This is a genomic window from Lysobacter sp. cf310, assembly GCF_900114355.1.
Taxonomy (GTDB): Bacteria; Pseudomonadota; Gammaproteobacteria; order Xanthomonadales; family Xanthomonadaceae; genus Lysobacter.
The window spans coordinates 56,307-79,415 of sequence record NZ_FOSS01000007.1 but is presented as its reverse complement, the minus strand read 5'-3'; the positions used below and the strand labels follow the sequence as shown (position 1 = coordinate 79,415).

The 23,109-nt window shown below is 69.5% G+C and carries 25 protein-coding genes, 1 tRNA gene and 2 pseudogenes; 17 read left to right on the top strand and 11 right to left on the bottom strand.

The features are described from left to right. Positions 1 to 363: 363 nt before the first annotated feature. From BMZ45_RS20155 to BMZ45_RS20145, 3 genes are all read right to left on the bottom strand, one after another. The gene (locus tag BMZ45_RS20155; protein WP_091638309.1) at positions 364 to 765 is read right to left on the bottom strand and encodes a phasin family protein; all 402 of its coding nucleotides are present in this window, start codon (positions 763 to 765) and stop codon (positions 364 to 366) included. A 237-nt stretch (positions 766 to 1,002) separates the two neighbouring features. Next, the gene (queD, locus tag BMZ45_RS20150) at positions 1,003 to 1,356 is read right to left on the bottom strand and encodes a 6-carboxytetrahydropterin synthase QueD (protein ID WP_091638308.1); all 354 of its coding nucleotides are present in this window, start codon (positions 1,354 to 1,356) and stop codon (positions 1,003 to 1,005) included. Between the two features lie 126 nt (positions 1,357 to 1,482). Continuing rightward, positions 1,483 to 1,559: transfer RNA gene (locus BMZ45_RS20145), tRNA-Met, on the bottom strand. A gap of 115 nt (positions 1,560 to 1,674) precedes the next feature. Here BMZ45_RS20145 and BMZ45_RS20140 point away from each other — a divergent pair. From BMZ45_RS20140 to bfr, 3 genes and pseudogenes are all read left to right on the top strand, one after another. Next, positions 1,675 to 2,154 (top strand): annotated as a pseudogene (locus BMZ45_RS20140) (RNA pyrophosphohydrolase); the annotation flags it as partial. Positions 2,155 to 2,365: 211 nt separating this feature from the next. Then, a complete protein-coding gene (locus BMZ45_RS20135; RefSeq protein WP_056180423.1) occupies positions 2,366 to 2,569 on the top strand; it encodes a (2Fe-2S)-binding protein in 204 nt (67 codons plus the stop codon). A 143-nt stretch (positions 2,570 to 2,712) separates the two neighbouring features. After that, complete coding sequence (gene bfr / locus BMZ45_RS20130) at positions 2,713 to 3,183, top strand: bacterioferritin (RefSeq protein WP_056180419.1); 471 nt, start codon at positions 2,713 to 2,715, stop codon at positions 3,181 to 3,183. A gap of 107 nt (positions 3,184 to 3,290) precedes the next feature. Here the strand turns inward: bfr and BMZ45_RS20125 are convergent, their stop codons facing one another. After that, positions 3,291 to 3,878: a DUF4126 domain-containing protein gene (locus tag BMZ45_RS20125; protein ID WP_091638306.1), complete on the bottom strand. Its 588-nt coding sequence runs from the start codon at positions 3,876 to 3,878 to the stop codon at positions 3,291 to 3,293. A 67-nt stretch (positions 3,879 to 3,945) separates the two neighbouring features. Here BMZ45_RS20125 and BMZ45_RS20120 point away from each other — a divergent pair, with 67 nt between their 5' ends. The 6 genes and pseudogenes from BMZ45_RS20120 (at position 3,946) to BMZ45_RS20095 (ending at position 8,541) form a co-directional block, all read left to right on the top strand. Then, entirely contained in the window at positions 3,946 to 4,680 is a 735-nt protein-coding gene (locus BMZ45_RS20120) for a DUF6776 family protein (RefSeq protein WP_175489177.1), read from the top strand. 2 nt (positions 4,681 to 4,682) lie between these two features. Further along, positions 4,683 to 5,054: pseudogene (locus BMZ45_RS20115) on the top strand (polymer-forming cytoskeletal protein); the annotation flags it as partial. Between the two features lie 93 nt (positions 5,055 to 5,147). After that, on the top strand, positions 5,148 to 5,876 hold the full coding sequence (locus BMZ45_RS20110; RefSeq protein ID WP_254776709.1) for a DUF6776 family protein: 729 nt from the start codon (positions 5,148 to 5,150) through the stop codon (positions 5,874 to 5,876). Between the two features lie 316 nt (positions 5,877 to 6,192). Continuing rightward, positions 6,193 to 6,570 (top strand): iron-sulfur cluster insertion protein ErpA, encoded by a 378-nt coding sequence (gene erpA / locus BMZ45_RS20105; protein ID WP_056180404.1) that lies wholly within the window; start codon positions 6,193 to 6,195, stop codon positions 6,568 to 6,570. 65 nt (positions 6,571 to 6,635) lie between these two features. After that, positions 6,636 to 7,535, top strand: a complete 900-nt coding sequence (nudC, locus tag BMZ45_RS20100; RefSeq protein ID WP_091638342.1) for an NAD(+) diphosphatase — start codon at positions 6,636 to 6,638, stop codon at positions 7,533 to 7,535. A 106-nt stretch (positions 7,536 to 7,641) separates the two neighbouring features. Continuing rightward, positions 7,642 to 8,541 carry a hypothetical protein gene (locus BMZ45_RS20095; protein WP_091638304.1) on the top strand — a complete coding sequence of 300 codons (900 nt, stop codon included), beginning with the start codon at positions 7,642 to 7,644 and terminating at the stop codon, positions 8,539 to 8,541. A gap of 34 nt (positions 8,542 to 8,575) precedes the next feature. On the opposite strand, the gene BMZ45_RS20090 is transcribed toward BMZ45_RS20095, so the two are convergent. From BMZ45_RS20090 to BMZ45_RS20075, 4 genes are all read right to left on the bottom strand, one after another. Next, positions 8,576 to 8,851, bottom strand: a complete 276-nt coding sequence (locus tag BMZ45_RS20090; protein ID WP_091638303.1) for a CD225/dispanin family protein — start codon at positions 8,849 to 8,851, stop codon at positions 8,576 to 8,578. 61 nt (positions 8,852 to 8,912) lie between these two features. Then, positions 8,913 to 9,335: a DUF2752 domain-containing protein gene (locus BMZ45_RS20085; RefSeq protein WP_091638302.1), complete on the bottom strand. Its 423-nt coding sequence runs from the start codon at positions 9,333 to 9,335 to the stop codon at positions 8,913 to 8,915. Between the two features lies 1 nt (position 9,336). Then, positions 9,337 to 9,666: a CD225/dispanin family protein gene (locus tag BMZ45_RS20080; protein ID WP_091638301.1), complete on the bottom strand. Its 330-nt coding sequence runs from the start codon at positions 9,664 to 9,666 to the stop codon at positions 9,337 to 9,339. A gap of 136 nt (positions 9,667 to 9,802) precedes the next feature. Next, the gene (locus BMZ45_RS20075) at positions 9,803 to 11,686 is read right to left on the bottom strand and encodes an MFS transporter (protein ID WP_091638300.1); all 1,884 of its coding nucleotides are present in this window, start codon (positions 11,684 to 11,686) and stop codon (positions 9,803 to 9,805) included. Positions 11,687 to 11,974: 288 nt separating this feature from the next. On the opposite strand from BMZ45_RS20075, the gene BMZ45_RS20070 reads away from it, so the two are divergent. Both BMZ45_RS20070 and BMZ45_RS20065 read left to right on the top strand, forming a co-directional pair. Then, on the top strand, positions 11,975 to 12,844 hold the full coding sequence (locus BMZ45_RS20070) for a GIY-YIG nuclease family protein (protein ID WP_175489176.1): 870 nt from the start codon (positions 11,975 to 11,977) through the stop codon (positions 12,842 to 12,844). A 137-nt stretch (positions 12,845 to 12,981) separates the two neighbouring features. Continuing rightward, a complete protein-coding gene (locus tag BMZ45_RS20065) occupies positions 12,982 to 13,263 on the top strand; it encodes a hypothetical protein (RefSeq protein WP_091638299.1) in 282 nt (93 codons plus the stop codon). Positions 13,264 to 13,389: 126 nt separating this feature from the next. Here BMZ45_RS20065 and purD read toward each other — a convergent pair whose 3' ends face one another. The 3 genes from purD to purH form a co-directional block, all read right to left on the bottom strand. Beyond that, a complete protein-coding gene (purD, locus tag BMZ45_RS20060) occupies positions 13,390 to 14,685 on the bottom strand; it encodes a phosphoribosylamine--glycine ligase (RefSeq protein ID WP_091638298.1) in 1,296 nt (431 codons plus the stop codon). Positions 14,686 to 14,772: 87 nt separating this feature from the next. Next, positions 14,773 to 15,285, bottom strand: a complete 513-nt coding sequence (locus tag BMZ45_RS20055; protein ID WP_091638297.1) for a GNAT family N-acetyltransferase — start codon at positions 15,283 to 15,285, stop codon at positions 14,773 to 14,775. A 2-nt stretch (positions 15,286 to 15,287) separates the two neighbouring features. Beyond that, positions 15,288 to 16,862 (bottom strand): bifunctional phosphoribosylaminoimidazolecarboxamide formyltransferase/IMP cyclohydrolase, encoded by a 1,575-nt coding sequence (gene purH / locus BMZ45_RS20050; RefSeq protein WP_091638296.1) that lies wholly within the window; start codon positions 16,860 to 16,862, stop codon positions 15,288 to 15,290. 254 nt (positions 16,863 to 17,116) lie between these two features. Between purH and BMZ45_RS20045 the strand changes: the two genes are divergently transcribed. From BMZ45_RS20045 to BMZ45_RS20020, 6 genes are read left to right on the top strand one after another with little or no spacing between them, the layout of a single operon-like run. Then, entirely contained in the window at positions 17,117 to 17,761 is a 645-nt protein-coding gene (locus BMZ45_RS20045) for a CDP-alcohol phosphatidyltransferase family protein (RefSeq protein WP_091638295.1), read from the top strand. Continuing rightward, positions 17,758 to 19,500, top strand: a complete 1,743-nt coding sequence (locus BMZ45_RS20040) for a bifunctional alpha/beta hydrolase/class I SAM-dependent methyltransferase (protein WP_091638294.1) — start codon at positions 17,758 to 17,760, stop codon at positions 19,498 to 19,500. The genes BMZ45_RS20045 and BMZ45_RS20040 overlap by 4 nt, the downstream gene beginning before the upstream one ends. Beyond that, a complete protein-coding gene (locus tag BMZ45_RS20035; RefSeq protein ID WP_091638293.1) occupies positions 19,497 to 20,840 on the top strand; it encodes a phosphatase PAP2/dual specificity phosphatase family protein in 1,344 nt (447 codons plus the stop codon). Before BMZ45_RS20040 ends, BMZ45_RS20035 begins: the two co-directional genes overlap by 4 nt. Continuing rightward, positions 20,837 to 21,385 carry a hypothetical protein gene (locus tag BMZ45_RS20030; RefSeq protein ID WP_091638292.1) on the top strand — a complete coding sequence of 183 codons (549 nt, stop codon included), beginning with the start codon at positions 20,837 to 20,839 and terminating at the stop codon, positions 21,383 to 21,385. Before BMZ45_RS20035 ends, BMZ45_RS20030 begins: the two co-directional genes overlap by 4 nt. After that, entirely contained in the window at positions 21,378 to 22,046 is a 669-nt protein-coding gene (locus tag BMZ45_RS20025; protein WP_091638291.1) for a lysophospholipid acyltransferase family protein, read from the top strand. The genes BMZ45_RS20030 and BMZ45_RS20025 overlap by 8 nt, the downstream gene beginning before the upstream one ends. Then, positions 22,043 to 23,014, top strand: coding sequence for a phosphatidate cytidylyltransferase (locus BMZ45_RS20020; RefSeq protein ID WP_175489175.1), 972 nt, complete (start codon positions 22,043 to 22,045; stop codon positions 23,012 to 23,014). Before BMZ45_RS20025 ends, BMZ45_RS20020 begins: the two co-directional genes overlap by 4 nt. Positions 23,015 to 23,109: the final 95 nt, after the last annotated feature.

Here is a 23,109-nt window from a genome sequence, read left to right as displayed (position 1 = left end):
CCTGCGCGCCGCCCTTCGGGTCTACGGTTGTCTGTGTGAGTGCGGTGCTTTTGGACTTCAATGCCGCGGCAACGGCAACGGCAACGGCAACGGCAACGGCAACCGCAACCACGTTATCCCTTTGCTTTCATCCCCGCGAAGGCGGGGATCCGGTGGCTTAAGAGCGCTGCTGGAGCGCTGACGCCGTGGGTCTCGGTCATCGCGTGCGATGAGCCGAAAGCGAACCGCAGCGTCGCGTCTTCGATGCCTTGGATCGCTACTGCTAAACCCGATCCCTAAACCGCGCCCAACAAAAAACCCGGTAGCTGGCGCTACCGGGTTTCGTGTCCGTCGGGGGTACGACGAGGAGAGAGACGTTGCGAATTACTTGGCGGCGACCTTGGTCGCGGCCTTGGCGGCCTTTTCGACGTTGGCCTGGGTGGTCTTGGCGGCCGACTCGATCTGCGACTTGGCCAGCTCGCCGATGGCTTCGTTGGCCTTCAGGGTGCGGCCGAAGACTTCCTGGCCGGTGCTGACGGCGCGCTCGACGTTCTCGCGGGCGACCTGCGCGGCCTTCGGCCACAGGGTCTTGAGGCTGTCGAAGTCGCGGGCTTCGGCGGCTTCGCCGAAGAAAGCGAAGGTGGCGTTGACGCGGTCTTCGATCGCGGCCAGCTGCAGGCCGAACACGGCCTCGGCGTTGTCGAGGGTCAGACGGTTGACCTGAGCGGCCGTGTCAGCGAACTGACGCGTCGCGGCGGCGAACTGCTCGTTGAACTGCTGGTACATGGCGTGCTCCTGAGATTTGGATGGTCCGGGCCGGGGGAATGCCCGGATTGTGCGGTGCAGCATAATCCGGGTTTTGTTGCGTTGCAACATCGAACTGACGAGCGGTTGCGGACCGTTCATGCGGTCTTTGCAATCAAAGGCTTACATCGCCGAAGGCGGTCCGGCGCGGCCCAGAATCGGCCGCCGCGATGACCGGGCGATGACGAAACGGCGGCAGGCGCCGCCGTCCGGACGGGCTCAGCCGCGGTAGCGGCAGCCGGAGGTGCAGGTCTCGTGGACCACGATCTCGCTCAGCAGCGGCAGCGCCGGCTTCAGGCGCTCCCAGATCCAGACCGCCAGGCGTTCGCTGGTCGGGTTGTCCAGGCCGGGGATGTCGTTGAGATAGTGGTGGTCGAGCTGGTCGTACAGCGGCTGGAACGCCTTTTTGACGTCGCCGAAGTCCATCACCCAGCCGCTGTGCTCGCCGAGCTCGCCTTCCAGGTGCACCTCGACCCGGAACGAATGCCCGTGCAGGCGCGCGCACTTATGGCCTTCCGGCACATTCGGCAGCCGATGCGCGGCTTCCAGGGTAAAGACCTTGTAGATGTTCATGGCGTCATTGTGCGGCAAGCCGTCGCGGTCGGCGATCCAGCCTTTGGCGAGGGCGTGGGAGGGCGGCGGATACGAAAAAGCCCGCCGGCGGCGGGCTTGAACTGCGGCGCCAGGCGCCTGAAACGATGGTGGCTATGGGTGGACTCGAACCACCGACCCCAGCATTATGAGTGCTGTGCTCTAACCGGCTGAGCTACATAGCCACGGGGAACCGCGAATTATTCATGCCGGGGCGGGTGCCGTCAATCGTCCCGGGCCGGCTTGTCGTCGGGCGGGGGCCGTGGCAGAGTCGGTCGCAGTGAATTTGGAGTCCGCATCGTGATCGATCCGGACGGCTACAGGCCTAATGTCGGCATCGTGCTGATGCACCCGGACGGCCGCCTGTTCTGGGCCCGACGCGTGCATCGCGACGGCTGGCAGTTCCCGCAAGGCGGGATGAACACCGACGAGACGCCGCTCGAGGCGATGTACCGCGAGCTGCGCGAAGAGACCGGCCTGCTGCCGCAGCACGTCGAAGTGCTGGGCGCGACCCCGGGCTGGCTGCGCTATCGCCTGCCGCAGCGCGCGATCCGGCGCAACGACCGCCTGGTCTGCATCGGCCAGAAACAGGTCTGGTTCCTGCTGCGCCTGACCGGCCAGGAGTCCGACCTGCGCCTGGACCTGACCGACAAGCCCGAGTTCGACCACTGGCGCTGGGTGGACTTCTGGTACCCGGTCGAGCACGTGGTGGTGTTCAAGCGCGGGGTCTATTCCAGCGCCTTGCGCCATCTGGCCCCGTTCGCGCGCAGCATCGCCGGCGCCCAGGCGGTGCCGGCGCCCGGCCCGGACCCGCGCCCGCAGCTAGACCCGCGTGCGGGCGGACCGGGACGCAACCGCCAGCGGCCGCGCGCCCGGCAACCCGGGATGAACGCCCGTGGCGGCCAGGACCCGTCGTCGAATTGACAATCATTCTCATTCCTGGCGAAATGGACCTGCAGCCGATCCGGCTGCCTGCCCGCCCAACACCACCGTGTACGTCTGCATCTGCAACGGAGTCACCGAACGCGACATCCTCCAGGCCGCCGAGGCCGGTTGCCGCAGCGTGCCCGAATTGACCATGCGTACCGGCGCCGGCGCCAATTGCGGCAGCTGCCTGGACATGGCTTCCGAATTGCTCGAGCGCGCCCGCGCGCTGCGCGATCTGCCGCTGCCGGTATTGCAGCAGGCCGCCTGATCGTCTCCCGCGAGCGCGCCGCGCGTTCGCGAACCCCCGATGTTTTGCGCCCTTAGGCGTACGCGAAATGCACTCGATTCGCGTTCCGTCACGCTGCGCGCGAAAGGGCTAGAGTGCCGCCATTGCAAAGTCGGAGCACGGCCATGAAGGGCGACGCCAAGGTCATCGAATTTCTCAACAAGGCGCTCTATAACGAGCTGACCGCGATCAACCAGTACTTCCTGCACGCCAAGATGCTGAAGAACTGGGGCCTGAAGGAACTGGCCGATCACGAGTACCACGAGTCGATCGACGAGATGAAGCATGCCGACAAATTGTCGGAGCGCATCCTGTTCCTCGACGGCCTGCCGAACTTCCAGGCCCTGGGCAAGCTGCGCATCGGCGAGAATCCGCGCGAGCTGCTCAACTGCGATCTCGCGTTGGAACTGGAAGCGCTGCCGGTGCTGCGCGACGGCATCAAGCACGCCGAAGCCGTCGGCGACTACGTCAGCCGCCAGCTGTTCGCCGACATCCTCGACTCCGAGGAAGAACACATCGACTGGATCGAGACCCAGCTCGCGCTGATCGATCGCCTGGGCGAGCAGAACTACCTGCTGACCAAGATCGAAGAGTAAGCCGCCGCGCCTCGCGCGCGGCCACAAGATCCAGCCAGCCATCGAAGCGCGTTACGCGCCTAGTCGCCAGCCAGACATCGAAGCCACCGGTACGCCGGTGGCTTTTTTTATTGCGCGACCGGGGCGACCTTGGGCGCGCGCCGGAAGATCAGGCGCCAGACCCACCACAGCAGCAGGGCGACGACCAGGCTGATCAGGGCGACCAGCGACAGCGCGATCCACGGGTGGGCGAACACCAGGGCCAGGGTGCCGACCACGGCCAGGTCTTCGCCGACCGAGGCGGTCCAGTTGGTCACCGGCTCGGGCGAGGTGTTGAGCAGCACGCGCGAGCCGGCCTTGAGCAGGTGGCTGCTCAGGGCCACGCCGGCGCCGGTGGCTAGGGCGCCGGCGCCGAGCTGGCCGTCCGGGGACAGGGTGGCGGCGGCCAGGAAGGCGCCGACCGGCACCCGCAGCAGGGTGTGCAGCAGGTCCCAGCCCGAGTCCACGCCGGGAATCTTGTCGGCGAAGAATTCGGTGGCGGCGAGCACGCCGGAGACGCCGATTACCCACGGCGACTGGGTCGCCTGCAGGGCCTGCGGCAGGTCCAGCCAGCCCAGGGCACCGGCGATGCCGACCCCGAATACGGTCATGTAGACCCGGACCCCGGCCAGCCAGGCAAGAACTACCCCAATTGCGAACAGGTGCGCATCGGACACGGCGGCAACCCCGCTAGACTTGTCGGCCGAGTATAGAACCACCCGGCGGCCCCCGCCGCTCCGTCGCATGGCCAAGGCACCACCGCCCCGTTTCGTCATCGTCCAGCAGCAACCCGACCGGCGGCCGTTGATCGCGGCCGTGGTGGCGGTGATTTGGCTGGCGTCGCTGGCCGGCGCCTGGGCCTGGGCGACCTGGCGCGCGGCACCGCAACTGCCCAAGGTCAGCGCCGAGCTCGACGCCGTGCGCGCGACCCTGCGCGAGCGCCAGGCCCGTCTGGACCAGCTGGAGCAGCGCGAGGCCACCTTGCAGCGCTCCGATCAGATCAGCCGGGTCGCCAACAAGCAGATCCAGGGCGCGCTGGCTGATCGCGAGGAAGAGATCGCCGATCTGCGCGCCGACGTCGCCTTCTACGAGCGCCTGGTCGGTTCCACCGGCAAGCCGCAGGGCTTGAACGTGCACTCGACCCAGTTCTCGCCCGAGGCCGGCGGCACTTGGCGTTATCTGATCGTCCTGACCCAGAACCTCAACCGCGGCGCGGTCAGCGCCGGCCGGCTGGAGTTCGCGGTCGAGGGCGTGCGCAACGGCAAGCTGACCACGGTCGGCTGGGCCGAGCTGCATCAACGCCCGGCGGCGCCGGCGCAGGACTATTCTTTCCGCTACTTCCAGCAGCTCGACGGCAGCGTGATGCTGCCGGCCGGCTTCACTCCGCAGCGCGTACGCGTGTCGCTGCGAGGCGACGACGCCTCGGTGGAGCAGGCGTTCGACTGGCGCAGCGGCGCTACCGTCACCGGGGAAACCTAAGCATGTTCAAGAACAAACCCACCCAGCTCGCGGCCGGCCAGGTCGACACCATGATCGGCCCGCAGGTGGTGATGCGCGGCGATCTGCAGTTCAGCGGCGGCCTGTACATCGAGGGCCGCATCGTCGGCAAGATCGTGGCCGAACCGGGCCAGCCGGCGGTGCTGACCCTGGCCGAGAACGGCAGCATCGAGGGCGAGGTGCATGCGCCGGTGGTGATCATCAACGGCGAGCTCACCGGCGACGTCTACGCCGCCGAGCGCGTCGAGCTGGCGGCCAAGGCGCGCGTGCTGGGCAACGTCCACTACAAGGTGGTCGAGATGATCGCCGGTTCGATGCTGACCGGCCGCCTGATCCATTCCGACACCGCCGGTGCCCCGCGCGCGGGCGCTGAAGCCCCGGTGACCGCGCACGCCCTGGTCGACTGACGGGAGATTGCGCCGGCCCGCGCCGCGCCCTATTAATGGGGCATGGCCGAATCCGAACCGCGCAGTCCCCAGAACGCGCCCAGGCACTGGCGCTACGCCGCCGGCGTGGCCATGGCCGGCGTGCTCGCGTTCGGCGGCTGGGGCCTGTGGCGGGCCTGGTCGCCCGCTCCGCCGCCGGCTCCGGCCGGCCCCGAAGCGGCCCGCGACGCGCGCGCCCAGCACGCCGAACTCGAGCAGCTGCGCCAGCGCGTGACCACGCTCAGCCGCTCCGACCAGATCAGCCGCGAGGCCAACCGCGACCTCCAGGGCACGCTGTCCGAGCGCGACGAGGAAATCGCCGGCCTGCGCGCCGACGTCGCCTTCTACGAACGCCTGGTCGGTTCCACCGCGCAACGCCGCGGCCTGGCCGTGCACGCGCTGCGGGTGCAGGCCCAGAACGGCGGGGCCTGGCATTTCACCAGCACCCTGACCCAGAACCTCAACCGCGGCGCGGTCAGCGCCGGCCGCCTGACGGTGGCCCTGGAAGGCAGCCGCGGCGGCAAGCTGCAGAAGCTGGCCTGGGACGATCTGCGCCAGCAGCCCAATGCGCCGGGCCTGGCCTATTCGTTCAAGTACTTCCAGCAGATCGAAGGCGACCTGTTCCTGCCCGCGGGCGTGACCCCGGTGCGGGTGATCGTGCGCCTGACCCCGCAGAGCGGCGCGGCGGTGGAGCAGTCCTTCACCTGGGCCGAGGCGACGCGCGAGGGGAGCGGGGCGACGGCGGCGGAGTAGGGGCGGCTACGCGTTTTTTGCGAAATCCCCTCGGACCTCGACGCGGTTGCTCGTCATTCCCGGCCCCGCGGGAATCACCAGCAACAGCGTAGCGCCGTGCGTTCATAGCGGCCCGACTGTCGCTGCATCGCCCCCCGGAGACCCGGCCAACGTCACTGGATGCCCGCTTTCGTGGGCGTGACGGTTTGGAAGGGCGACCGCGGCCGGTGTCGTAAGGCCTCAATCGAAGCCCGCAACGCCGCTACACCCCACCCATCAACCGCAGCGTTCGATCCGCGAGCTTGAATGCGGGCCCTTCGCGCCCCATCCTGACGGGATGGAAACGATCACTGCCCTGCCCACGGCGCCGGACTACCAGTCGCTGGAGCGCCCGCTGGATTTCACCGCCTCGGCGGCGACCAAAGTCCGCGAGTTGATCGCGGAAGAAGGCAATGCCGCGCTCAAGCTGCGCGTCTATATCCAGGGTGGCGGCTGCTCGGGCTTCCAGTACGGCTTCGAGTTCGACGAGCAGCAGGGCGAGGACGACCTCGCCGTGCAGACCGACGGCGTGACCCTGCTGGTGGATCCGTTGAGCCTGCAATACCTGATGGGCGCGGTGGTCGACTACACCGAAAGCCTGCACGGTGCGCAGTTCGTGATCCGCAATCCGAACGCCAAGACCACCTGCGGCTGCGGTTCTTCGTTCGCGGTGTGAGCGATACCGCCGACCAACCCGAGCGCGCGCCCTACGCCTTCGTCGAAGCCGGCAGCGATGCCGCCGTGCGCGCGGCCCTGGACCGCGCCGATCATCTGCGCGACCAGCCCGAGGCGCTGACCGCGCTGTGGCCGCAGGCGCGCGTGATCCTGCTGGACGAATCCGGCCAGGCTCTGGCCGACGACGAAGGCCGCTTGCTCGCGCCCAGTGGCGCCGAACTCAGCGCCGGTCCGGGCGGGGTCGGCGCGGCCGTGTTCCTGGGCCTGGCGCCCGACGGCGGCGGCTGGTTCGCGCTTGAGTCGGCGCTGGCCGCGTTCGAGGCGCCGCGTCGGGTCGATCTGCGCGGCGCCGCCGCGCATTGGCCGGCGCTGCACGCCAGCGTGTTCGCGCAGGCGCGCGCGCTGCAGCATTGGCGCACGCGCAACCGCCACTGCGGCGTCTGCGGCGGCGAAGTCGGGTTCTCGCGCGGCGGCTGGCAAGGCCGCTGCACGCAATGCGGCGCCGAGCACTATCCGCGTACCGATCCGGCGGTGATCGTCGCCGTCAGCGACGGCGAGCGCCTGCTGCTGGGGCGCCAGACCGGCTGGCCGGCGCGCCGTTACTCGGTGCTGGCCGGCTTCGTCGAGCCCGGCGAATCGCTGGAGCAGACGGTCGCGCGCGAAGTGTTCGAAGAGGCCGGCGTGCGCGTGCTGCGCTGCAGCTACCAAGGCTCGCAGCCCTGGCCGTTCCCGGGCGCGCTGATGCTGGGCTTCTTCGCCGAGGCCGGCCCGGACGAGCCGCAGGTCGGCGACGAATTGGAAGAAGCGCGCTGGTTCAGCACGCAGGAAGTCCGCGAGGCCCAGGCCCGCGGCGAGCGCCCGCCGCGCGAAGGCGACGAGGGCCCGCTGCTCTCGCCCAGCATTTCGATCTCGCGCTGGCTGATCGATCGGTGGCTGGCGGCCGCCGAGGCACGTGCGGCGCGTTGAGCCACGGTAGAATCGGGGCCATGGCCGGTTCGGCCATGACGGCGGCAAGCGCCAGGCGCGCCGCCCACGCATTCAACCGATACGCAACGCCGGGAGCCGGGTCGCAATGTCAGAAACGCTGATCGCCGCCGTCGTCGCGCTCGTGCTCGGCCACCTCGCGCAGTCGCTGGCGGCCTCGGTGCGGCATTACGGCTGGTACGCGGACTGGCTGCGCTGGCTGGGCACGCGTTTCCCCGAGGACAGCATCTGGCGCGGCCGCTGGGGCATCGCGCTGGCGCTGCTGCCGCCGCTGCTTGCGGTGGGCCTGTTCCAGCTTGCGCTGGACGAACCGCTGTACGGGCTGGCCGGGCTGGTGTTCGGGATCGCCGTGCTGTTCTACGTGTGGGGCCCGCGCGATCTGGATCTGGACGTGGACGCGATCGTCGCCGCGCCGGACGCGGCCTCGCGCCGCGAAGCCGCGTCGCGGCTGTGGCCGGCGGGCGCGACGCCCTCGCTGGACGGCGGCTCGCTGGTCGAGGCGGTGTTCCGCAATGCGCTGCGGCGCTGGTTCGGCGTGCTGTTCTGGTTCCTGGTGCTGGGCGCGTTCGGCGCGGTGCTGTACCGGCTGACCGAATTGGCGGCCGAGGGCGAAGGTGCGCAGGAGCTGCCCGGCGAAACCGCCGCGGGCGCGCGCACGCTGTTGGCGATCCTGGAGTGGCCGGTGGCGCAGCTGCTGACCCTGGCGATGGCCCTGGTCGGCAATTTCGACACCGTGCTGGGCGCCTGGCGCGAATCCGGCGGCGCCGCGCTGAGCCTGGACAACCGCTTCCTGGGCGCGGTCGCGCGCGCGAGCGTGAAGATCGAGCTGGCCGAAGAGGCCGCCGACTATGCCGAAGACAACGGCGGCGCGAACCTGGTCAGCGCGGAGCTGCCCGAATTGCGCGATGCCATGAGCCTGGTCTGGCGCAGCCTGCTGGTGTGGCTGGCGGTGCTGGCGCTGTTCGTGATCGCCGGCTTCGTCAGCTGATCGCCCGACGGGCGGCCGTCACGCGAGCGTCGGCTCACTGCCCGAGCGCGGCGCCGAGCACGGCGAGTCCGCCGAACAACACGAACCACAGCACGATCGCGACCGGCAGCGCGACCACCGACGCGATCGCCCAATTGACCGCGCTGCGCGAGGCCGCGCGCGCGCCGGCGATGTCGCCCGCGGCGCGTTTGCCGTCGACCTGCGCGGCATACACGATCGAGACCACGCCCAGCGGCAGGCAGCAGAACAGGGTGGACAGGATCGCCCAGACCAGGTGATTGGGGACGTACTCGCCGTGAGGTGCGTTCATGCGGTTCTTCTGTAGATGAGGCGGTGCGCCGCGTTCGCGGCGCCGAGACGGATGATGCGGCTCAGCCCGGAGCGAGCCAGCTGAAGGGCCACCAGGGCAGATTGCGCGCGATCCAGTAGCCGAAGATCAGCGTGAGCCAGAATTTTCCGCTGAGCATCAGATCGATCGCGCGCTTGGGCAGGGGCAGGCGATAGCCCATGCCGTGCGCGATCAGCAACGGCATCGCCGGGATCACCACGAACAGCAGCGGATTCATCGCCAGCGCCTGGCCCAGGTCGCCGTGGACCAGGCCGTGCATGGCGCGGGTGCTGCCGCAGCCCGGGCAGTACAGCCCGGTGAAATGGAAGAACAGACAGCCCGGTAGCGGGCTGTCGGGCGCGTTCGGATCGAAGCGCCGCAACAGCCAGACGCCGGCCCCGGCCGCCGCGAGCGCGGCGGCCGCAGCCGTCGCGTGCCACAGTCGGGGCTGGCGCAACGCGGTCATATCAACGCGCGTTCTGCATCTGCTGCATCATTTCCATGTACTGAGCGGTGCCGCCCATCATGAAGCTGGCGATGTTGAGCAGCAGGCCGACGACGACCAGCGCGGTCGCGACCCAGCACCAGATCTTGGCGTTCTCGGAGGCCTTGCGCGCGCCTTCCAGATCGCCCGCGTTGGACTTGCTGTTGACCTGCGAGCCGTAAACGATGCCGACGATGCCCGGCGCGCAGCCGATGAAGCAGCACAGGCAGAAGCCGAGCACGGTCATGCTGATCGACCAGGCCAGGTAGTTTTGAATCGGCTGCGCAGGCGCGGCCTGAGGCGGCTCGTACATGGGTGTCCCCTATCCTTGTTGTGTTTGTGATCGCCGGCACGCGCCGGCGCCCCCTTGCCCATCCTAGCAGCGGGCTGCGACGGCTGTCAGTCCTGAATGGGCTTTCGCGGCCGTTCCGCCATCCAGGCCGGCGGCCTCACGCGGCGTCGCCGCGCAACGCGCGCACCTGCGCTTCCAGGCTTTCGGCGCTGGCCGCGGCGCCGTCCACCGGCGCGGCGGCGACCACCTCGACCTGGGCGCGGAAACGCCGCGGCACGCGCATGCGCGCCATGCGCGAGTCGCGATGGCTCCACATGCTGGTCCACATGCCGCGCAGCGCCATCGGGATCACCGGCACCGGCTGCTTTTCCAGGATGTGCTCGACGCCGGACTTGAACTTGGCGATCTCGCCGTCCTTGGTCAGGGCGCCCTCGGGGAAGATGCCGACGATCTGGCCGTCGGCGAGCGCGGCCTCGATCTCCTCGAACGCGCGCCGCATGATCTCCGGGTTCTCGCGCGCGCCGGCGATCGGAATCGCCTTGGCGGTGCGGAAGATCCAGCTCATCACCGGAATGTTGAAGATCTTGTAGTACATGACGAAACGCACCGGGCGCGGAATGCTGGCGCTCAGGATCAGGGCGTCCATGTAGCTGACGTGGTTGCACACCACCAGCGCCGCGCCCTCGTCGGGGATCCGCTCGACGCCCTGCACGCGCAGCCGGTAGAGCGCGCGCACGAGCACCCAGCTCATGAAGCGCATCAGGAACTCGGGCACCAGGGTGAAGATCCAGATCGCGACCAGGGCGTTGGCCACGGCCAGGCCCAGGAACACCTGCGGAATGGTCCAGTGCAAGTAGCGCTGTACGACCACGCCCAGCACCGCCGCCGACACGATGAAGGCGGCGTTCTGGATGTTCATGCCGGCGATCACGCGCGACAGCTCGTTCTTGGGCGAGCGGCTCTGGATCAGCGCGAACAGCGGCACCACGAAGAAGCCGGCGAACACGCCGATGCCGACCAGGTCCACCATCACCCGCCAGGCGCCGGGCTGGCCGACGAAGCCGGCCACGTCCAGGCCGGCGACGGTGGCCGCGCCGGTGCGGGCGAAATACAGATCGACCATGAAGGCGGTCATGCCGAACGCGCCCAGCGGCACCAGGCCGATCTCGACCGTGCGCGCCGACAGCCGTTCGCACAGCATCGAGCCCACGCCGGTGCCGATCGAGAACAGCGCCAGCGCGAAGATGTACAGCGTGGGCCCGCCGCCGAGGTTGTCCTCCGCATAGCCCGGCAGCTGCGAGGTCAGCACGGTGCCCACGAACCAGAACCACGACACGCCCAGCACCGCGTTGCGCACCGCCGGCTGGCGCCGGGTCATGCGCATGATCTTCACCGACTCGGGGACGGGGTTCCAATTGATCGCCAGGTCCGGTTCGCCGGCGTCGGCGCGCGGGATCATGCGGCTGACGAGGTTGCCGGTGATCGCCAGCAGCACGATCGCGGTGGCCGCGACCACCGGCCCGTGGGTGCCGGCGAGAGTGAAGATCAGGCCGCCGAAGATCATGCCGGCCAGGATCGAGATCGAGGTGCCCATCTCGACCAGGCCGTTGCCGCCGGTGAGCTCCTCGGGCTTGAGCACCGAGGGCAGGATCGAATACTTGACCGGCCCGAACAGGGTCGATTGCAGGCCGGTGCCGAACAGCGCGACCAGCAGCACCGGCAGGCTCTGGGTCAGGAAGCCGACCGCGGCCAGCGACATGATCGCGATTTCCATCGCGGTCGTGATCCGGATCAGCTTGTGCTTCTCCAGCTTCTCGGCGATCTGGCCGGCGGTGGCCGAGAACAGGAAGTAGGGCAGGATGAACAGCGCCGGCGCCAGGTTGGTGTAGAGGGTGCGCTGCTCGTCGCTGACCCCCAGATAGAACAGCAGGCCGATGATGGCCTGGCGATAGACGTTGTCGTTGAACGCACCGAATGCCTGGGTCAGGAAGAACGGCAGGAAACGTCGCTGCTTGAGCAGCTCGAGCTGGTTGTGCGCCATGCGGCCTGCGGGTCCGGTCAGGTCCGCACGTCGATGTGCGGCTCGCGCGAAGGATTCGCCGGTGGAGCCTAGCAAACCGCCCTGACGGGGTGTAGCGGCTCGCGCGGGGTAGCGGAAAACTAGCCCGGCGATGCAGCCAGGCTAACCCCGGATCAGGACGGCTTCGCTTGGAGGCCTGCGGGTCGTGCCCACGCCGGTGCGGCGCCAGCCGTTAACCTAGCGCCCGACAGCGGGTTGCCGGCGACGGCGACGGACGCATCACCAAGCGAGGCTAGGGGCGCCGGCACGATGATCGAATTGAACGACTTGTTGGCCAAGGCCGATCTCGACCCGAGCCGGGTGCTGGTGATGCGTCATCGCCCCACGGAAAGGGCCCTGCGCGAAGCGCTGCCGACCATGGCGGCCGAACGGCACCCTGTCTACAACGCCTACCAGTGCCAGCACAGCGCCCGAACCGAGAATGCGCTGTCGAAGGCCAGCCATCTGGCCTCGTTCATCGGGCATGAGGCGGGCAAAGCCATGTTCGTGGGCGTGTACGAAGTCGCGGGCTGGACGCGCATCGACCGCGCGCAGTACGAGCGGATACCGGAGATGGAAACCCTGGCTTCGCTGGGTTGCCGCGGCCCGACCTGGGAGCGTTCGCCCATGTGGTTCGACCTGCGCGTGCTGCCGCTGCTGGCCGAGTTCAAAGGGCGGCTCGTGGTGGAGTGGCCGGGCATCGAGCGCGCGTGGTGGCGCTGGGCCGAGCGCAACCGGTTTCTCGTTCGGACCATACACGAGGAGAGCCGGTTGGTCAGGGCGATGCCGGCATGGAACGATCTGGTCCTGGATTGGAGCGAGATCAACCTGCTGCCCGAGAGCTGGCGACGCGCCTTGTCGCAATGGCGCGGCGTGTACTACATCTTCGATACCGTTCGGAAGCTCGGATACGTGGGGTCGGCCAGCGGCGACGAGAACCTGCTGGGTCGCTGGCAGAACTACGCCGCCAGCGGTCACGGCGGCAATCGCCTGCTTAGACAATGCGAGCCCAACCACTTCGTCTTCAGCATCCTGGAGCGGGTGTCGCCGGACATGGACGCCGCGGAAGTAGTCGCCGTCGAAAGCCAGTGGAAGCGACGGTTGCATACGCGCGCGCCGTTCGGACTCAACGACAACTAAGCGCAGTCCCGGCCTGCGCCGTCGCTGGCGGGGCCGGGGGAAGCTGTGAAGACCGCGTGTGCAAGGCGCGATCCGTTTCGCGTCCAGCCAGCTTGGTCTGGCTAACCTGGGGCCCAGCTTGTGCAGAGGAGGTCGCCATGTCCGCCGATACCAAGACGCCGCTGGATCACGTGAATTCGGCGTTGAACCAGCTCAAGGAAATGCGCCATTACTCCAAGAACTATGTGGAGCAGTTGACCGCGCAGTGGCTGCTGTTCGACGGCGAGCTGTCGAAGCTGAAGCTGGCCGCGCATATCGAGGATCTGATGGTGCGTCAGGGCGAGTTGTACGAGGCCCTGGAAAAGGAGATCGCGGAGTTGGAGGAGGTGGCGGCGTCCTTGCAGCCTGCGCCTGAGGAGGCGGCTGGGGCGGCGCACTAGTTGCGGTGGTCGCGCCGGTGCTCGTGTTGGCGCGATCGCGGCTTACGCCGCTCCCACAGAGAGCCTAAAGAAAACGGCCGGGAGCGCCAGGCTCCCGGCCGTTTTTCTGGGTGCGGCGATGTCGGCTCAGGACTGCGTGGCGCGCTCGCGCTCGATCGCGCGCCAGCCGATGTCGTGGCGGTGGAACTCGCCGTGCCAGGAGATGCCGGCCACCGCTTCGTAGGCGCGGTGCTGGGCCTCGGCCACGCTGGCGCCCAGGGCGCACACGCACAGCACGCGGCCGCCCGCGGTCACGACCTGGCCGTCGACCAGCTTGGTGCCGGCGTGGAAGACCTTGCTGTCCTCGGGCATGGGCACGTCCCAGGCGCTGATCGGATCGCCGATGCGCGGCGTCTCCGGATAATGCTCGGCGGCCATCACCACGCCCAGCGAGGGGCGCGGATCCCACTGGGCTTCGGTCTCGCGCAGGCGGCCGTCGATCGCGGCTTCGACCAGGTCCAGCAGATCCGACTGCAGGCGCAACATCACCGGCTGGGTTTCCGGGTCGCCGAAGCGCACGTTGAACTCGATGACCTTGGGCGCGCCGGTCTTGTCGATCATCAGGCCGGCGTAGAGGAAGCCGGTGAAGGGGATGCCGTCGGCGATCATGCCGCGCACGGTCGGCTCGACCACTTCGCGCATCACCCGCGCATGTACCTCGGGGGTGACCACGGGCGCCGGCGAGTAGGCGCCCATGCCGCCGGTGTTGGGGCCGGTGTCGCCGTCGTGCACGCGCTTGTGGTCCTGCGAGGTGGCCATCGGCAGGGCGGTGCGGCCGTCGACCATGGAGATGAAGCTGGCTTCCTCGCCGTCGAGGAATTCCTCGATCACCACGCGCGCGCCGGCGGCGCCGAAGGCGTAGTCGGCCAGCATGTCAGTGATCGCGGCCTCGGCCTCGGCCAGGCTCATCGCCACGATCACGCCCTTGCCGGCGGCCAGGCCGTCGGCCTTGATCACGATGGGCGCGCCCTTCTCGCGGACGTACTCCAACGCTTCCTCGACATGAGTGTGCACGGCGTAGTGCGCGGTCGGGATCTTGTGGCGGTGCAGGAAGTCCTTGGCGTAGGCCTTGCTGCCTTCGAGCTGGGCCGCCGCCGCGGTCGGTCCGAAGATGCGCAGGCCGGCGGCGCGGAAGCGATCGACCACGCCCGCGACCAGCGGCGTCTCGGGGCCGACCACAGTCACCGCCACGCCCTCGGCCGCGACCAGGGCCAGCAGGCCGTCGATGTCGGTGGCGGACACCGCGACGTTGCGGCAGCCATTCTCGGTGGCGGTGCCGGCGTTGCCCGGGGCCACCAGCACCTCGCTCACCCGCGAGGATTGCGCCAGCTTCCACGCCAGCGCGTGTTCGCGTCCGCCGGAACCGATAACGAGGACTTTCATGCGAACTCCTGAAGTGGGGCGATGCGAACCGCGAATTTTACGCGAGCCGGCCGGAGCGGGCGATGAGTGCTAGCGCTGCGACCGCGTTCAGGCCAGCTCGAATGCGGGGTGGTAGGCCACCTCGCCGCGTGCCGGCGCGTCGCTCCAGTGCTGGGCCATGAAGTATTCCGGCGGCAGCCCCGGATAGCGCAGGCCCGGATCGGCGGCGAAACCGTAGCGGCCGTAGTAGGCCGGATCGCCCGCGACCACGCAGCCCGCGGCGCGGCGCGCGCGCAGCCGGGTCAGCCCGGTTTCGATCAGGGCGCGGCCGATGCCGCGCCCCTGTTGCGCCGGCGCCACCGCGACCGGGCCCAGGCCGTACCAGTCCGGGCTGCCGTCGCCGATGCCGACCCGCGAGAATGCGATGTGGCCGAGCACCTTGCCGTCGCGCACCGCCACCAGCGACAGGCTCAGCGCATCGGCGGCGCGCAGGGCGTCGACGATGCGGTGCTCGGTCTGCTGGCTGTGCGGATGCCCGAGAAATGCGGCCGCGACCACATCGCGGATCGCGTCGCGGTCGTCGGCGCGCTCGTCGCGGATGACCAGCGCGCCGGTTTCCATGTTCAGTGGCGGAAGTGGCGCACGCCGGTGAACACCATCGCCAGGCCGTGCTCGTCGGCGGCGGCGATCACTTCGCCGTCGCGCATCGAGCCGCCGGGCTGGATCACCGCACGCACGCCGGCGGCGGCGGCGGCGTCGATGCCGTCGCGGAACGGGAAGAAGGCGTCGGAGGCCATCACCGAGCCCGGCACCGCCAGGCCGGCTTCCTCGGCCTTGAGCGCGGCGATCTTGGCCGAGACCACGCGGCTCATCTGGCCGGCGCCGATGCCGATGCTGCGATGGTCGCGCGCATAGACGATGGCGTTGGACTTGACGAACTTGGCCACGCGCCAGGCGAACAGCAGGTCGGACAGTTCGCTGTCGCTGGGCGCGCGCTGCGAGACCACCTTGAGCTCGTCGCGGCCGACCTCGCGGATGTCGCTGGTCTGCATCAGCAGGCCCGAACCGACGCGCTTGACGTCGAAGTTGTTCCTGCCGTCGCCGTGTGGGATGCGCAGCACGCGCACGTTGGCCTTCTTGGCGCAGTAGGCCAGCGCGGCCTCGTCGTAGTCCGGCGCGATCAGCACTTCGACGAACTGGCGGTCGAGGATGGCCTTGGTGGTGGCCGCGTCCAGGCGGGTGTTGAAGGCGATGATGCCGCCGAAGGCCGAGGTCGGGTCGGTGGCGTAGGCCAGCTCGTAGGCGTCGCCGCAGGCCACGCCCTCGGCCACGCCGCAGGGATTGGCGTGCTTGACGATGACGCAGGCCGGGCGCTCGAACTGGCGCACGCATTCCCAGGCCGCGTCGGCGTCGGCGAGGTTGTTGTAGCTCAGCTCCTTGCCCTGCAGCTGGCTGAAGGTGGCCAGCGTGCCCGGCACCGGGTACAGGTCGCGGTAGAACGCGCCCTGCTGGTGCGGATTTTCGCCGTAGCGCAGGTCCATGACCTTGACGAAGTTGCTGTGCTGCTGGGCCGGGAACTGCTGGCTGCGCACGCCGTCGGCGTCCAGCGAGGACAGGTAGTTGGCGATGCAGGCGTCGTACTGGGCGACGCGGTTGAACGCGGCCACCGACAGCGCGAAGCGGGTCTGCGCCGAGAGCGTGCCGGCGTTGGCCTGCAGTTCCTCGATCAGGCCGGCGTACTGGGCCGGATCGGTCGCGACCGCGACGCGGGCGAAGTTCTTGGCCGCCGAGCGCAGCATCGCCGGGCCGCCGATGTCGATGTTCTCGACGATGTCCTCGAACGAGCTGTCGGCCTTGGCCGAGACCTGCTCGAACGGGTACAGGTTCAACACCAGCAGGTCGATCGCGCCGATGCCGTGTTCGGCCATGACCGCATCGTCGATGCCGGCGCGGCCGAGCAGGCCGCCGTGCACCAGCGGGTGCAGGGTCTTGACCCGGCCGTCCATCATTTCCGGGAAACCGGTGACGTCGGAGACGTCGCGCACGGCCAGGCCGGCGTCGCGGATCGCCTTGGCGGTGCCGCCGGTGGACAGCAGTTCGACGCCATGGGCGGACAGGGCACGGGCGAGGTCGAGCAGGCCGCTCTTGTCGGAAACAGAGAGCAGCGCCCGGCGGACGGGCAGGCGATCGGAGGTCATGCGGGGAGTCGGGCAGCGGAAGGGCGCGGGAATTATAGCGGTGCGGCCGCGTCATCCCGGCCCTGCGCGCGCCGAATCCAGCCGGTGCGCCCGCCCGCGGGGCGTCCGGCGCAGCCGAAGGTGGCGCCGCGCTGGCCCCGGGGGTCAGCAATGCGCTACCCCTGCGATCGAGCCGCGGCAGCGCCGTCATCGCGTGCGCCAGCGGCTAAGCTGATGCCCGATCGCCCGCGAGGGCATGGGGACCGGCTCAGGGAATGGCATCGATCTATGCGTTGAAGGGGCGCTTCCAGGCCTTGTTGCGGCCGCTGGTACGCGCGCTGTTTGCGGCCGGCGTGACCGCCAATCAGGTCACCGTGCTGGCCGGGCTGGGCTCGCTGGCGGTCGCGGCCTGGGTGGCCTGGAACGGCGCCGAGCAGCCCTGGGCGTTCGCGGCCCTGCCGCTGTGGATGTTCCTGCGCATGGCCCTGAACGCGATCGACGGCATGCTGGCGCGCGAGCACGGCCAGCAGTCGCGCCTGGGCGCCTACCTCAACGAACTCTGCGACGTGGTCTCCGACAGCGCGCTGTACCTGGCCTTGTTGGCGGTGCCTGGGGTCGCGCCGTGGACCCTGCTGGCATTCGCGGGGCTGGCGGCGCTGACTGAGTTCGCCGGGATCCTCGCTCCGATGGTCGGCGCGCCGCGCCGCTATGACGGCCCCATGGGCAAGAGCGACCGCGCCTTCGTGGTCGGCGCGCTGGGACTGGCGCTGGCCCTGGGCTGGGCCGGCGCGCGCGCGACCGAACTGGTCGCGATCCTGGCCGCATTGTTGTGTGTGTGGACGGTGCTGCGGCGGGTGACCGCCGGCGTGCGCCACGGCGCGGCATCCGCCGACGCCGCAACGCAAGGGAGTCGCGAATGAGGGAACACCAGGAACGCCACTACGCCAGCTTCGACGGCACCGAGCTGTACTACCGTCATTGGCCGGCGCGCGGCGAGGGCCCGCGGCGCGCGGTGGTGCTGCTGCATCGCGGCCACGAACATTCCGGCCGGGTCGCGCACCTGGTCGACGAGCTGGGTCTGGACGATTGCGATTTCTTCGCCTGGGACGCGCGCGGCAACGGCCGCTCGCCGGGCGAGCGCGGCGACGCGCCGGGCTTCGAGGCGCTGGTGCGCGATCTGGACCGCTTCGTCGCCCACATCGGCGACGTCCACGGGATCGCGGTGGAGGACACCGCGTTGATCGCGCAGAGCGTGGGCGCGGTGGTCGCTGCGACCTGGGCCCACGACTACGCGCCGCGCCTGCGCGCGCTGGTGCTGGCCTCGCCTGCGTTCAAGGTCAAGCTGTACGTGCCGTTCGCACGCGCGGGCCTGGGCCTGATGCAGAAGCTGCGCGGCAATTTCTTCGTCAACAGTTACGTGCAGCCGCAATGGCTGACCCACGACCGCGAGCGCGTCGCCAGCTACCGCAGCGATCCGCTGATCGCGCGGCCGATCTCGGTGCGCGTGCTGCTGGGCCTGTACGAGGCCGCCGACCGCATCGTCGCCGACGCCCAGGCGATCCGGGTGCCGGTGCAGCTGCTGGTCTCGGGCTCGGATTTCGTGGTCCACCGCGCGCCGCAGGACCGCTTCTACGAGCGCCTGGGCTCGAGCATCAAGCAGCGCCACTTCCTGCCCGGTTTCTATCACGACACCTTGGGCGAGAAGGAGCGCGCGCCGGCGCTGGCCAAGATCCGCGACTTCCTGCGCGCGCGCTTCGACGAGCCGCTGCAGCATGCCTCGCTGCTGGACGCGCATCGCCACGGCGACAGTTTCGAGGAGGCCGAGCGCCTGGCCTGGCCGCCGGAACGCAATTCGCTGCAGGACCTGCGTTGGCGCTTCGTGCGTGCCGGCCTGCGCTTCGGCGGCCACCTGTCCGAAGGCATCCGCACCGGCCTGGACACCGGCTTCGACTCCGGCAGCAGCCTGGACTACGTCTACCGCGACCAGGCGCGCGGCGCCGGTCCGCTGGGGCGCATGGTCGATCGCAACTATCTGGACGCGATCGGCTGGCGCGGCATCCGCGTACGCCGCACGCATCTGCACGAACTGCTGGGCGAGGCCATGCGCCGCCTGCGCGCGGCCGGTGCGCGCGTGGACGTGGTCGATATCGCCGCCGGTCACGGCCGCTACGCGCTGGAGGCCCTGGCCGGCGGCGCCGATTCGATCCGCCTGCGCGACTACAGCGATCTCAACGTGCGCCAGGGCCGCGCGCTGATCGCCGAGCTGGGCGCCGGCGGCGTGGCCGAGTTCGAGCAGGGCGACGCCTTCGACCGCGCCGCCCTGGCCGCGCTGGCGCCGCGCCCGACCCTGGCGATCGTGTCCGGCCTGTACGAACTGTTCCCCGACAACGCCCTGGTGCGGCGCTCGCTGGCCGGCCTGGGCGACGCGGTCGCGCCGGGCGGCTATCTGGTCTACACCGGTCAGCCCTGGCACCCGCAGTTGGAGTTCATCGCGCGCGCCCTGACCAGCCACCGCGGCGGCGAGGCCTGGGTGATGCGGCGGCGCTCGCAGGCCGAGATGGACGAGCTGGTGCGCGCGGCCGGTTTCCGCAAGCTCGATCAGCGCATCGACCGCTGGGGCATCTTCACCGTGTCGCTGGCGCAGCGGGTCGAGGAATGAGCGAGACCGCCGTGCGCCGGCCCTGGGGCCGCGCGCTGCTGTGGCTGGCCTTGCTGGGGCCGTTGTTCTTTCTCAGCTACGGCTATGCGAATTCGGTCGCGGCCGCGCGCGTCGGCGTGCCCAGCATCGTCTTCGGCTGGGAGCGGGCGATCCCGTTCTGGGCCTGGACCATACTGCCGTACTGGTCGATCGATCTGTTCTACGGCATCTCGCTGTTCGTGTGCCGCGACCGCCGCGAACTCGACAACCAGGCCCTGCGCCTGCTGAGCGCGCAGTTCATCGCGATCGCCTGCTTCCTGGCGTTCCCGCTGACCTTCAGCTTCGTACGGCCCGAGACCGACGGCGTCTTCGGCTGGATGTTCGACGTGCTGCTGGGTTTCGACAAGCCGTTCAACCAGGCGCCGTCGCTGCATATCGTGCTGCTGATCGTGCTGTGGGTGCGTTTCGCCCAACACCTGAGCGGCGCCTGGCGCTGGCTGCTGCACCTGTGGTTCGGCCTGATCGGCGTGTCGGTGCTGACCACCTATCAGCACCATTTCGTCGACGTGCCGACCGGGCTGCTCGCGGGCTGGCTGTGCGTGTGGCTGTGGCCGGAAGGCGCGCGCTCGCCGTGGCGTGCGGCGGCTTGGGCGCGCGATCCTAAGCGTTGGCGGCTGGCATCGCTGTATCTGGTCGGCGCGGCCTTGTGCGCGGCGCTGGCCTGGATGCTGCGCGGCGCGGCGTGGTGGCTGTTGTGGCCGGCGCTGTCGCTGCTGCTGGTGGCGCTGAACTATGCGCTGCTGGGCGCGGACGGATTCCAGAAGCGCGCCGATGGCCGCCTCGGTCCGGCCGCGCGTTGGCTGTATGCCCCCTACCTGTGGGCGGCATGGATCAATTCGCGGTGGTGGACGCGGCGCGCGCCGCAGCCGGTCGAAGTCGCCGACGGCGTCTGGCTGGGCCGCATGCCCGGTCGCGACGAGGCTGCGCGCTACGCGGCCGCGGTCGATGTCTGCGCCGAGTTGTCGGCGCCGTCGACGCTGCGGCTGGCGGCGGTGCGGCCGATGCTGGACCTGGTGGCACCCGAACCGCAGGCGTTGCGCGCGGCCGCGCAGGACATCGAAGCCGCGCGCGCGGCCGGTGCGGTGCTGGTGTGCTGCGCACTGGGGTATTCGCGCAGCGCGGCGACGGTCGCGGCCTGGTTGCTGATCAGCGGCCGCGCCGATACCGTCGAGACTGCGGTCGCGCAGGTGCGCGCCGCACGGCCGGCGGTGGTCCTGGGCGAAGCGCATCTGCGTGCGCTGGAGCAGGTCCGCGCCGGTGCGATGCCGATCTCCGTACAGTCGGGAGCGCCCGCGACATGACCACCGCTTTCGAGCTGCACACCATGGGCCTGCTGCTGCGCCAGGGGCGGCGCTTGCATGCGTTGTCGCTGGGCTTGCTGGCTTTGACTGGCCTGTGGCTGCTGCTGGCCGGCTTCGGTTTCGGCGCGCTCGTAGGCTGGACCGCCTACGGGCTGGGCCTGAGCGCGATCGCCGGCCTGCTGCAGGTCTATTACGCCGCGCGCGTGGATTTCGACGCCGGCCTGCTGCTGGCCGCCGCGCGCGAACGCGATCCGGCGCACGCGGCGACGGCGGTGGACGCGAGTCTGCAAGCCCTGGGCCTGCAGCCGCCCCAACGCGCCGGCCGCGACTGGTCCGCGCGCTGGCGCGGCGCGCGCGGCCTGCTGCGGCGTCAGGCCGCGTGCCTGATCGCGCAGGCCTTGTTGTTGGCGACGGCCTGGTGGCTGGCGCCGCTGCCGCTGGATCATGAGGCGGGACCGGAAGCGTTCGACGACGCGCCGGTCGCGAGTCTATGGCGGTACGAGCGCGTGCCGTCGACCTATGGGGGAGTGCGTATCGATGCTTAGCGGTTGGATCGCCGACGGTTTCAGTTTCGCGATCCGCGCCCTGACCGGTGCGCGTGCGCTGTGGCGTTGCCCGCCGCTGGGCGATCGCCGGGTCTATTACGGCAACCACGTCAGCCACGGCGACTTCGTGATGATCTGGTCGGCCCTGCCGCGCGCGGTGCGCGACGAGACCCGGCCGGTCGCGGGCGCCGACTATTGGCAGCGCGACGCACTGCGCCGTTACCTGATACGCGAAGTCTTCAATGGCGTGCTGGTGGACCGCGAGCCCAAGCCGCAGGACTGCGGCGATCCCGACCAGCGCCGCCACGAGGCCATGCAGACCCTGTGCGATGCGGTCGACGGCGGCGCTTCGTTGATCCTGTTTCCCGAAGGCACGCGCAACCAGGGCGACGGCCTGCTGCCTTTCAAGAGCGGCCTGTTCCATCTCGCCCGGCTGCGTCCGGAGCTGGAGTTCGTACCGGTGTGGATCGACAACCTGGCGCGGGTGATGCCCAAGGGCAAGCTGCTGCCGCTGCCCCTGCTGTGCACGGCCACCTTCGGCGAACCGCTGCGGCTGCATAGCGACGAGGACAAGCCGGCGTTCCTGGCGCGCGCGCGCGAGGCGCTGCTGGCCTTGTCCGGCGACGGTGCGGGCGCGCGCGGATCGGAGGGCGGCGCATGAGCGCGAATCTCGCGATCCTGATCGAGCGGGTGAAGGTGCTGCCGCATTCGGTGCTGTTGTTCCTGGGCGTGGCGGGGGTGCTGTTGCTGGCCACGGCGATCGCGGAATTCCTGCGCTGGCGCACGCGCGGACGGCCCAGCCCGGTGATCGCCAACCTGACCGCGCGCATCCGCGCCTGGTGGGTGATGGCGGCGGTGGTGGGGGCGTCGTTCCTGATCGGCCGGGTCGGGGTGATCGTGCTGTTCGCGCTGGTGTCGCTGTTCGCGCTGCGCGAGTTCATCACCCTGACGCCGACGCGGCGCAGCGATTACTACGCGCTGGCGGTGGCGTTCTACGCGGCGCTGCCCTTGCAGTATTGGCTGGTCTACACCGACTGGTACGGGTTGTACACGCTGCTGATTCCGGTCTACGCCTTCCTGCTGTTGCCGATCCTGTCCACGGTGGGGGGCGACACCACGCATTATCTGGAGCGCGCGGCCAAGGTGCAGTGGGGGCTGATGATCTGCGTGTTCTGCATTTCGCACGTGCCGGCGTTGTTGAATCTGGACATTCCGGGCTACGAGGGGCGCAATCTGTTGTTGATCGCGTTCCTGGTGATCGTGGTGCAGTCCTCGGACGTGTTGCAGTACGTGTGGGGCAAGTTGTGCGGGCGCCGCTTGATCGCGCCCAAGCTGTCGCCGTCCAAGACGGTGGAGGGTTTCATCGGCGGGGTGGCCTCGGCGACGGCGCTAGGGGCGGCTTTGTGGTGGATCACGCCGTTCACGCCGTTGCAGGCGGCGGCGTTGGCGTTGGTGATCAATCTGATGGGGTTCTACGGTGGTCTGGTGATGTCGGCGATCAAGCGCGATCGCGGGATCAAGGATTGGGGACACATGATCGAGGGGCACGGGGGCATGCTGGATCGTTTGGATTCGGTGTGTTTCGCGGCGCCGGTGTTCTTCCATTTGATCCGGTATTGGTGGGCGTAGCCGACGCGCTTGCGAGCCATTGGCTCGCGCGTCGGCTACGCGCCCGGCCATGGATGGCCGGGCCGGACGATCCGAAGTCCGCGTCTTCTCGCCAT

Excerpts from the sequence above, each read along its gene's own strand:
- BMZ45_RS20020 (WP_175489175.1), top strand. The coding sequence starts at position 22,043 with ATGAGCGCGAATCTCGCGATCCTGATCGAGCGGGTGAAGGTGCTGCCG.
- BMZ45_RS20095 (WP_091638304.1), top strand. The coding sequence starts at position 7,642 with ATGTCAGAAACGCTGATCGCCGCCGTCGTCGCGCTCGTGCTCGGCCAC.
- BMZ45_RS20055 (WP_091638297.1), bottom strand. The coding sequence starts at position 15,285 with ATGGAAACCGGCGCGCTGGTCATCCGCGACGAGCGCGCCGACGACCGC.
- BMZ45_RS20025 (WP_091638291.1), top strand. The coding sequence starts at position 21,378 with ATGCTTAGCGGTTGGATCGCCGACGGTTTCAGTTTCGCGATCCGCGCC.
- erpA (WP_056180404.1), top strand. The coding sequence starts at position 6,193 with ATGGAAACGATCACTGCCCTGCCCACGGCGCCGGACTACCAGTCGCTG.
- BMZ45_RS20030 (WP_091638292.1), top strand. The coding sequence starts at position 20,837 with ATGACCACCGCTTTCGAGCTGCACACCATGGGCCTGCTGCTGCGCCAG.
- BMZ45_RS20035 (WP_091638293.1), top strand. The coding sequence starts at position 19,497 with ATGAGCGAGACCGCCGTGCGCCGGCCCTGGGGCCGCGCGCTGCTGTGG.
- BMZ45_RS20040 (WP_091638294.1), top strand. The coding sequence starts at position 17,758 with ATGAGGGAACACCAGGAACGCCACTACGCCAGCTTCGACGGCACCGAG.
- BMZ45_RS20080 (WP_091638301.1), bottom strand. The coding sequence starts at position 9,666 with ATGTACGAGCCGCCTCAGGCCGCGCCTGCGCAGCCGATTCAAAACTAC.
- purH (WP_091638296.1), bottom strand. The coding sequence starts at position 16,862 with ATGACCTCCGATCGCCTGCCCGTCCGCCGGGCGCTGCTCTCTGTTTCC.
- BMZ45_RS20110 (WP_254776709.1), top strand. The coding sequence starts at position 5,148 with ATGGCCGAATCCGAACCGCGCAGTCCCCAGAACGCGCCCAGGCACTGG.
- BMZ45_RS20045 (WP_091638295.1), top strand. The coding sequence starts at position 17,117 with ATGGCATCGATCTATGCGTTGAAGGGGCGCTTCCAGGCCTTGTTGCGG.
- BMZ45_RS20070 (WP_175489176.1), top strand. The coding sequence starts at position 11,975 with ATGATCGAATTGAACGACTTGTTGGCCAAGGCCGATCTCGACCCGAGC.
- queD (WP_091638308.1), bottom strand. The coding sequence starts at position 1,356 with ATGAACATCTACAAGGTCTTTACCCTGGAAGCCGCGCATCGGCTGCCG.
- BMZ45_RS20075 (WP_091638300.1), bottom strand. The coding sequence starts at position 11,686 with ATGGCGCACAACCAGCTCGAGCTGCTCAAGCAGCGACGTTTCCTGCCG.
- bfr (WP_056180419.1), top strand. The coding sequence starts at position 2,713 with ATGAAGGGCGACGCCAAGGTCATCGAATTTCTCAACAAGGCGCTCTAT.
- BMZ45_RS20090 (WP_091638303.1), bottom strand. The coding sequence starts at position 8,851 with ATGAACGCACCTCACGGCGAGTACGTCCCCAATCACCTGGTCTGGGCG.
- BMZ45_RS20065 (WP_091638299.1), top strand. The coding sequence starts at position 12,982 with ATGTCCGCCGATACCAAGACGCCGCTGGATCACGTGAATTCGGCGTTG.
- purD (WP_091638298.1), bottom strand. The coding sequence starts at position 14,685 with ATGAAAGTCCTCGTTATCGGTTCCGGCGGACGCGAACACGCGCTGGCG.
- BMZ45_RS20120 (WP_175489177.1), top strand. The coding sequence starts at position 3,946 with ATGGCCAAGGCACCACCGCCCCGTTTCGTCATCGTCCAGCAGCAACCC.
- BMZ45_RS20085 (WP_091638302.1), bottom strand. The coding sequence starts at position 9,335 with ATGACCGCGTTGCGCCAGCCCCGACTGTGGCACGCGACGGCTGCGGCC.
- BMZ45_RS20155 (WP_091638309.1), bottom strand. The coding sequence starts at position 765 with ATGTACCAGCAGTTCAACGAGCAGTTCGCCGCCGCGACGCGTCAGTTC.